The sequence below is a fragment of the bacterium genome, from assembly GCA_030247525.1.
GTDB lineage: Bacteria > Electryoneota > JAOADG01 > JAOADG01 > JAOADG01 > JAOTSC01.
The window spans coordinates 1-7,958 of sequence record JAOTSC010000148.1 but is presented as its reverse complement, the minus strand read 5'-3'; the positions used below and the strand labels follow the sequence as shown (position 1 = coordinate 7,958).

Annotated in this window: 9 protein-coding genes; 5 read left to right on the top strand and 4 right to left on the bottom strand. The window is 49.0% G+C overall.

The genetic code is table 11. The annotated features are described in order from the left end of the window. The 5 genes from OEM52_11975 to OEM52_11955 all read left to right on the top strand — a co-directional run. Nucleotides 1-252, top strand: a 252-nt coding sequence (locus OEM52_11975) for a hypothetical protein (GenBank protein MDK9700855.1), incomplete at its 5' end; no start/stop codon positions are given. Next, nucleotides 194-1,132 (top strand): squalene/phytoene synthase family protein, encoded by a 939-nt coding sequence (locus OEM52_11970; protein MDK9700854.1) that lies wholly within the window; start codon nt 194-196, stop codon nt 1,130-1,132. The genes OEM52_11975 and OEM52_11970, both read left to right, overlap by 59 nt. Beyond that, entirely contained in the window at nt 1,129-1,980 is an 852-nt protein-coding gene (locus tag OEM52_11965) for a squalene/phytoene synthase family protein (GenBank protein ID MDK9700853.1), read from the top strand. Before OEM52_11970 ends, OEM52_11965 begins: the two co-directional genes overlap by 4 nt. Nucleotides 1,981-1,984: 4 nt before the next feature. Further along, on the top strand, nt 1,985-3,244 hold the full coding sequence (locus OEM52_11960; GenBank protein MDK9700852.1) for an FAD-dependent oxidoreductase: 1,260 nt from the start codon (nt 1,985-1,987) through the stop codon (nt 3,242-3,244). 60 nt (nt 3,245-3,304) lie between these two features. Further along, nucleotides 3,305-5,206 (top strand): T9SS type A sorting domain-containing protein, encoded by a 1,902-nt coding sequence (locus OEM52_11955; protein MDK9700851.1) that lies wholly within the window; start codon nt 3,305-3,307, stop codon nt 5,204-5,206. A gap of 122 nt (nt 5,207-5,328) precedes the next feature. On the opposite strand, the gene OEM52_11950 is transcribed toward OEM52_11955, so the two are convergent. From OEM52_11950 to OEM52_11935, 4 genes are all read right to left on the bottom strand, one after another. Continuing rightward, nucleotides 5,329-5,874, bottom strand: coding sequence for a hypothetical protein (locus OEM52_11950; protein MDK9700850.1), 546 nt, complete (start codon nt 5,872-5,874; stop codon nt 5,329-5,331). Between the two features lie 103 nt (nt 5,875-5,977). Beyond that, the gene (locus tag OEM52_11945; GenBank protein ID MDK9700849.1) at nt 5,978-6,640 is read right to left on the bottom strand and encodes a sigma-70 family RNA polymerase sigma factor; all 663 of its coding nucleotides are present in this window, start codon (nt 6,638-6,640) and stop codon (nt 5,978-5,980) included. 3 nt (nt 6,641-6,643) lie between these two features. Next, nucleotides 6,644-7,699 carry a hypothetical protein gene (locus tag OEM52_11940; GenBank protein ID MDK9700848.1) on the bottom strand — a complete coding sequence of 352 codons (1,056 nt, stop codon included), beginning with the start codon at nt 7,697-7,699 and terminating at the stop codon, nt 6,644-6,646. Next, nucleotides 7,696-7,958 (bottom strand): gamma-glutamyl-gamma-aminobutyrate hydrolase family protein (locus OEM52_11935; protein MDK9700847.1); only part of this gene is annotated, 263 nt, incomplete at its 5' end. The genes OEM52_11940 and OEM52_11935, both read right to left, overlap by 4 nt.

Below are 7,958 nucleotides of genomic sequence, written 5' to 3'. Positions count from 1 at the left end.
CCGGTCGAGCAAGCCCCAAGTTCCGGAATTGCTTGTAAACGCTGCAAAATCGAGTTAACAGTTAACGAGAAGCCATACATCTGTAAGCAACCTGGCTTGGAAGGCTTTTATCACTGGATCTGCTTCCGTGAACAGGTGAAAGAACATCAGCGCGAAGCGATGAATCTCATCGAGGAGTCGGCAATCTCAGCCGGTGTCGTCAGTCCGACCGGCGGCGATGGCGGTGAAGGTGCAGTCCGCGAAGAAGAGTAATCAAACAGCGTTAGCAGAAGTACTTCGGATTGCCGCGGCGCATCGGGAAAACTTTGCGCGTTTTACTTGGTGGTTGCCGAAGCAAGCACGATACGATTTGTTGACTTTGTACGCGTATTGCCGAACGGCTGACGATGCGGCAGACTTACCCGGCTCAGCCGCTTTCCGCACCGATAAACTCGACGACATTGAACAAAATCTGCATGCGGCGCTGGCGAACAAGTCGGCGCCGTCGTTTTATCCGGCGGTTGCCGAGTTGATAGTCCGCCGAACGCTTCCAGTAGAGCAGTTCCAGTATTTGCTCGATGCATTCCGACGTGATCAGATTGTAACCGATTGGGAGTCACTCTCCGATCTCATTGAGTATAGTGAACACTCAGCAAATCCAGTCGGTCGACTGGTGTTGCGTATTCTTGCTCCAGAACAGGTAAACAACTCGGTAGATCAAGCATCTGACTATGTCTGCACGGCGTTGCAACTGGTAAACTTCTGGCAGGATGTCCAGCGCGATTTCGCAAGCGGCAGGATCTACCTTCCCCGGGATCGTCGTGAGCATTTCGGTGTTACAAAGAACGTATTACAAACCGGCATCGCAACAGCAGGATACAGGGATTTACTCCGTGAATTGTGTGACGATACAAGGCAACGATTTGAAACGGGGCGCAAAGGTCTTACACAACTGCACGGTGGCGTTGGCTTTACTATCGATTGGTTTGCTACCTCTGGAATGCGATTACTTCGTAAAATCGAACTCAGTGATTTCGACACCTTGAGTCAACGGCTAGTGGTCAGTAAACTTGACCGTGGGCTTGCAGCATTGCAATCGTTACTTCGCAAAAAATCGGATTCTAACCGGCAACCTCTCAACTTGCAACAATGAAAGATCGAATTCACAACGGTTACCGGGAAGCCGCCCGAATCGCCCGTAGCAGCGGATCGAGCTTTCCGTTGACCTTTTGGTTAGTGCCACCCGTTAAGCGACATGGGATGAATGCGATTTATGCTTTTTGCCGGCTCCTTGACGACGCGGTTGACGAAGCGGGTACGATTTCCGAGAAGCACCAACGGTTAGATGGACTACAAAATGCATATACCGATATGGTGCAAAAGCAGTGTTTTGCAAACGATTTTTATGCCGCGCTCTATGACACTATCCATCGCTTTACGCTGCCACTTTCTCCCTTCGAGGAGTTGTTTGAGGGGATGACCGCTGATATTGGCGACGCAGTCCGGGTAAAAGACGAAACGGCTTTGTGGCTCTATTGCGACCATGTAGCCGGTACTGTTGGCCGTTTGGTGATTGCTTTGTGCGGAGTTCCAGAATCGGTGGGAAAAGAGTATGCTATTTGGACTGGGCGAAGTTTACAACTTACGAATGTTCTACGCGATATTCGGAAGGATTTATCGCTAACCAACCGAATTTATTTGCCTGCCAGTTGGTTAGAGTTGCATCAAGTATCCGAATCGGATTTGCTCACCAAACCAGCGCCAGAAAAAGTTGTTGCCCTTTGTCAGTATGTTGGTACTCGCTGCAAAGAAGCCTACCACAGAGCATCGGAATTGCGACCAACGGCATTTCAACGGGAAACCCGGTTCTCTGAAGCGTTGCGCGGTGTCTACTACAAGTTGTTTCAAAAGATGGAAAAGAGCGGATATCATCCGGATGTAACCGTGAGAATTAGCGGAATCGATAAATTGGTTGCTGGTTGGCAAGGGTATTGGAACTAACCGAATGAAGCATGTGGTCGTCATAGGTGGTGGAGTTGCCGGGTTATCATGTGCGACAATTCTTGCGCGAGAAAAATTCCGGGTAACGTTACTCGAACGAAGACCTTACTTGGGTGGACGCGCGTGTACCCAACCTACCACTCCTCCCTTAGACAATGGACCCCATTTAGTTTCCGGTAATTATCGCATGTTGCGAGGTTTGCTCGATTACGTTGGAAAGCCGTTACCAATCGACGCAAAATTTACTTCGATTGAATGGTTTGATGACAAGAATCGCAAACAGCGCTTGACTCCGGGGAAATTTCGGCTCTTTACGCTTTGGGAAATGTACCGAGCCTTTGGATTGGATGGATTGAGATTTGCGAAATGCCTGTTTGCATTATCCCTCACTCATCAATCAAAGTGGAAAACAGTCGACGATTGGGTACAACACCATCGGTTCAGTGACCGAATCCGTGATTTTCTCCGATTGTTTGTGATGTCAACAATCAATACACCAATCGAACTGACAGATTTTTCGTTATTTCGTACCGTTGTAACTGAGTCGCTCTTTCTGAAAGGCGAGTATGCGAAGCTGTTCCGGGTGACTCCACTCACTGAAATGATAATTACGCCTCTGAGAGATAATCTTTTACAAAATGGTGTTGATATTCAAACTGGAATTCCCGTGACTCAAATCCAACCCAGTGAAAGTTGTATAACGGTTATTTGTGGTTCGACGGAAATTGAATGTGACGAGGTAGTACTTGCCGTTCCAGCCCGAGCCCGCATGTTACTGATTAGCGATAGTGATATACAGTATTCTCCTATTGTTACAGTGCGGATACAAGTTCAAGGCATTAAGCCGGGATGGGTAGGTTTTTCTAAAGGTGCCATCGACTGGGTCTTCGTTTCGGCAGGCACGCCCGCTATCTTGGAAGCGGTGACCAGCGGAAACCCGGAGTGGGCGTCGCTATCCCATCAAGATATCTATCGGAATGTTGCAGAACAGCTTCAGACAATTTTCCCGGAATTGGTAATTGTTAAGGAGATGGGAATTGTAAAAGAACTTACCGCGACTCCCCTGCAAACCCAACAATGGCAACAGGCAAGGCTTCCACCAAAGTTGGTGATCCCACATGTTTGGCGAGCCTCCGACGATTTAGCAACCGGTTTGCCGGCGACGTTGGAAAGTGCCGCTTGTGCCGGAGTTTGGACAGCGCTCGCTATCACAGGAAAATTACGGGGAGATGCCAACGAGATTTGTCCTCGAACACTTTCGTGAGTAGCTTATACCGATTTGTATTGTGGATACATTGATCAGAAAACAGCGATGGAGGAAAGCATGAAACGATGGTCATTAGGCAGTAGCCGGATGATGTGGTTAGCGCTTGCGTTAGGATTTGTGCTTACCACGGCAATCCCTGCACTCGCTGCATGGAAGTATGTCATGCAGGAAAACTTTGAAAACGATCCCCGAACATGGACTTGGCGTCAACCGCGACAAGGATGGACAAACTCGCAACCGTGGGTAGTTGTTCCTTGGCCTCAAGTCACCCAACCACATTGGGGCATTCAGAACTATATCTACCGGGTTGACCCATCCTATCCCGAGCGTTACATCCAAGCGGCTTGGTGTGACGCCTCGAATAGCAACGTCACAACTGGCGGTCGTGATCCCGAATTTGATCGCTATCGGGTGAATATGCACACCCACATGCGTTGGGGTCCGTTTGCGACCGACTCGTTAACGATTATGGAAGATACAACCACAATTCCACCGACGAATGTGCGGGTGCGGGTTCGCGATGCGCGAGCGTCCTTTGAATGGATTAATCGAGTTGCAGTCGGCGACACTTTCTTCTGGGAAGTAGCATTTAGTGCAACTTCTCCCTCCCCACCCAATCCATTGACTGCACGCGACCAATGGTATCAGCCGGTTCGGACGTTTCCGGTGTTCGATACTGCTGGCGTTTGGGTTCGCGATACTTTGGTCAGGGGTTTTCACTGCGGGCGTGCCGATACTTATTGGCAATTTGCATTAATGAAAATGGATAGTTTGGACAGCGCAGGCACAATCATTTCAGCGTTAGGTAAGCGTTATGTTTGGTTAGGTTGGCGCTTTAAGTCCAACGCCATCAACGATAGCCTTCGTGGTGCATTCGTAGATAATGTCAAAGTTTCCATCGACGATGGTTTGTTTGATCATAACGCTGTTCGTTGTGCCACCTATCGTGCTCGCGATACAGTATGGATTACCTATCCGCAGGTTGGCGATACGCTACTTTTCCATCTGCAACACAAGATTGCCGGCAATGGATTGCTTCGCGATTCGTTAGGCAATGCCGTTCGTACCCGCGCGCAATGTTTGGTGAATAATCAAGCATTCTTCAGTACTCAACTTGATGTCAATGCCGGCGAAGAAGAGACGACATACAACCTTTATTCAACACCGTTTATCGTTCCCATCGAAGGTCCGTACGAGGTGACATGGCAATTGGATGCCGATAATACGCTGTTGGAATCTTCGGAAACCAATAATTCCTGTATGACGGCATTTGGTGCAGTTACGCCCAATTATCCACCTACAACATCGGTTGATTCCATTTGGTATAATGGCACATTCCGGTCGCTATCCATTCCCGACACGATTTACGTACAACGGCAATTGGGACGGCACACAAACATTCCGTTGATTGTCTCGAACGGCGATGAAGACGATAGTGCATCATGGTTCCTCTTTAATAGTACCGATTCCTTCCCCGGTTCCGGCAGTCCGGTTATGTCGAATCGAGTTTGGCCATCTTACGAACACGATGGGATCGATACCGTACAATGGAACATCGGATTCCTTGCCGACGGCTTCTGGTACCTTTCTACAGTGATACAAGATTTGTACAACGAACCGGTTTATGCGATGTCACGAACTGTGATTGCAATTGTACAAGTCGATGCACCTGAAGCAAGTGATGGTCTCTTGCCGACGGAAACGAGCATAACAAACGCATACCCGAACCCATTCAATAACGCCATTCAGTTGCGTATTGGATTGGTGAAGGATGGGAATGCACAGTTGACTTTACATGACATTACCGGGCGTCAAGTCGATCATATAGTGTTAGATCAAAGAGCCGGTTGGCAGACAGTCACCTGGCAGCCTCGCCATATTGCTACCGGAGTGTATTTCGCTCGGCTGCAAGTGAATGGCAATGTCATGTCAACGGTGAAAGTTATGTACCTGAAGTAAACACTTCATTCGAGTTACAAACGGGCTGACAGTTGTCAGCCCGTTTTTTTGTATCTCATTGCAAACAAAATGGGCAAGCGATACAGCTTGCCCATCTCAATATCGATTGAGTTTTCGGGAAACTAGTTGCCCGATGTGACTGTTTGGAATCCGTTGTTGAAATCGTTGGGTACCGGATGCAAAACCCGCTGACTATCAGCGGCGGACGGCTTCTTCATCGAATCGCTTGTGCCTACTTTTGTGTCAGCAAGAATCGCCTTTGGATCCTGTTTCACAATTTCCTTCTGCTGTTGTGGTGCCACTGCAGGTTGATTCGCAGTACCAGCGTAATTCTGATTCGGCAACGTACCATCGAAATTCACCCAAAGCGAAACACACACCACACCAACTGCAATTCCAGCAGCAAAGCTTAACGAACGCATCGATACACTTTTGCGATGACTCGTTGCCGGATGCGGTTGTTTTATCTGGAACCAGTTGAGTTTCGGCGCATCGGTTTCGATGGCAACCGTCTGCAACCGAGTGCGATAATAGGCGTCGGTTGCACTGAAGGAAGCACAAAACTTACATGCCTTCTGGTGCTCTAACATTTCCCGTTGCATTTCCGATGAGAGCTTTCCTTGCTCATTCACCGGGTACAGCCGCTCATATTCGGTACAATCAATCATAGCATTTCCAATGAGTCAAATTTCCTTCCACTATCGAAAAGCGCCGGATTTCCAGTCTCTTCGTTAGATTTGCTAACCCCGTCGTTTACGGAGTGGATACTCGTTACACGTAATCCCGCAGTTGTTCCTGCAAACGCGCCCGGCCTCGGTTCACCCGTGATTTCACCGTACCGACCGGAATTTTCAACACGGTCGCAATTTCTTCGTACGATAAATCGTTGATGTCACGTAAGACAACAGCTTCCCGGAACTCCCGCGGCAATGCTTTCAATGCGAGATTAATCTCAGTGCGTAGACCACTGCTGTTGGCGTACTCGTCCGGCAAAAAGCCATCGTCGGGCGGATCGATTTCAGGAACATCATCGCTTTGGTGGCCGAGTGGTAACCATCGCCGTAACTTCCGTTTTCTCAACTCCGACCGCACTAAATTTGCCGCAATTGTGTACAACCACGTGGAAAACTGGGCAACTTCCCGGTATTGATCGCGATGCTCCCAAACTCTGAGAAATGTTTCCTGCAGGATATCCTTGCCGCCGTTGGCATCGCCAAGCATGCGGACAACAAATGTGTAGAGTGGCGCTTGATAGCGTTCGACCAACGTATCGAAAACGGCTTCTTCGCCGGCTTGAAAACGCTGCATTAACAAGCGGTCGGACGTTGGTTCCAGTTGCGACGCCGCACGAACACTTATCGGTTCGGATTCTCCTTCAGTTTCTTTCACGGAAGTGTTTCCGGTCTCTTCCCCGGGTTCAGGTGGTTTCATCATTCTTTACGCACGAACTCTTGAGTAGGTTCCCGCGATGAATCGTTCCACTGCGGGAACGAGGGTTTGCAACAAGAGGCGGTGTTCCTGTTGAAACGCACCGGTCGATTTCAAATCGACATCAAGCGCTGCAAGGTCGTGTAAGGTCGCCCAGATTGCCGATTCCGATATCGTGTGTCGAAACGGTTCCAAGTCTTTTAACAAACGGAAGTAAGGATTCCAGCGGCCACCCGGGCTGTCAGCGGACGTCGGCAACTGCCAATGCCAACACTCGTGGAGGATAGCTGCCAATTTCCAGATTATTGTCGTCGAACTGCGAGCGACAAATTGCTCATCCAATCGGTTAAGGGCAGATAGCATCTCTTTTTTCCGACCCGATAGCAAGTATAGCGCAACGTCCTCTACTACCGAATCCAATTCGCCAAACGATAATTGCGCAAAGACACTGTCATCGATGGAACCATCCGGTTTTGCCCAAAGCCGCAATTGCTCAATCGTATTGTGGAGTTCATAGGGAAACTGTGATGAGTTCGCCAATTGCGAAACCGATTTCGGCGATAACCGTAGTTTTTCTCGCTCGAGTAAATATCTCGTCCACCGCAGCATTTCGGAATCGTCACGCTCATCGAACCGGATGATTAACTGTGGAGATAAGATTGTATATGGCCAAATTTTCGGTTTGCGACCGCCATCGTACACATCCATCAACCAAACGACATACGTGTTGTCGGCGCGAATCGCTTTCAGTGTCTGCTCAAACAATTTCCGCAGTTTTTCTTTTCTACCGGAAGGAATGTCACGGAGGAAAACCAATTTAGGTGCGGCATACAGTAGTGAACTTCCTTGCAGACTATCGAAAAATTCTTCCGGTGAAACGTCGTCGGCATACAGAATCGAGAAACCATACTCGAAATCTTCGATAGCGAGTTTATGCTTGAAGCTGTCGATGAGAATGTCGATTACCCACTCATCGGAACCGACGATAAAAGTGAGTGGCGGCAACGTCTGTTGTTGCGGCGCTTCCAGCCAATCCAACGGGGTTAAAATTTGCTTCCGGTTCATGACGCTCGATTACTGCATTGTTCGATAAAGTAGGACGCTAATGCCTTAGATTCGGCATTTTGAACCATTCGCTCGGGGTGCCATTGCACTCCAGCGGCGCGATACTCTTCCCACTCGACTGCTTCGACAATACCATCCGGTGCCCGAGCGGCGACAACTCCTCCGGGTGATACGATTTTTACTGCTTGATGATGCCAGCTATTGGTCACAAAAGTTGGACGAGTAAACGACTTCGCTAGTTTCGTGGAACCTTCCGAGG

Coding starts and splice junctions, on each gene's coding strand:
- OEM52_11940 (MDK9700848.1), bottom strand. CDS start 7,699: ATGAACCGGAAGCAAATTTTAACCCCGTTGGATTGGCTGGAAGCGCCG.
- OEM52_11955 (MDK9700851.1), top strand. CDS start 3,305: ATGAAACGATGGTCATTAGGCAGTAGCCGGATGATGTGGTTAGCGCTT.
- OEM52_11965 (MDK9700853.1), top strand. CDS start 1,129: ATGAAAGATCGAATTCACAACGGTTACCGGGAAGCCGCCCGAATCGCC.
- OEM52_11950 (MDK9700850.1), bottom strand. CDS start 5,874: ATGATTGATTGTACCGAATATGAGCGGCTGTACCCGGTGAATGAGCAA.
- OEM52_11960 (MDK9700852.1), top strand. CDS start 1,985: ATGAAGCATGTGGTCGTCATAGGTGGTGGAGTTGCCGGGTTATCATGT.
- OEM52_11945 (MDK9700849.1), bottom strand. CDS start 6,640: ATGATGAAACCACCTGAACCCGGGGAAGAGACCGGAAACACTTCCGTG.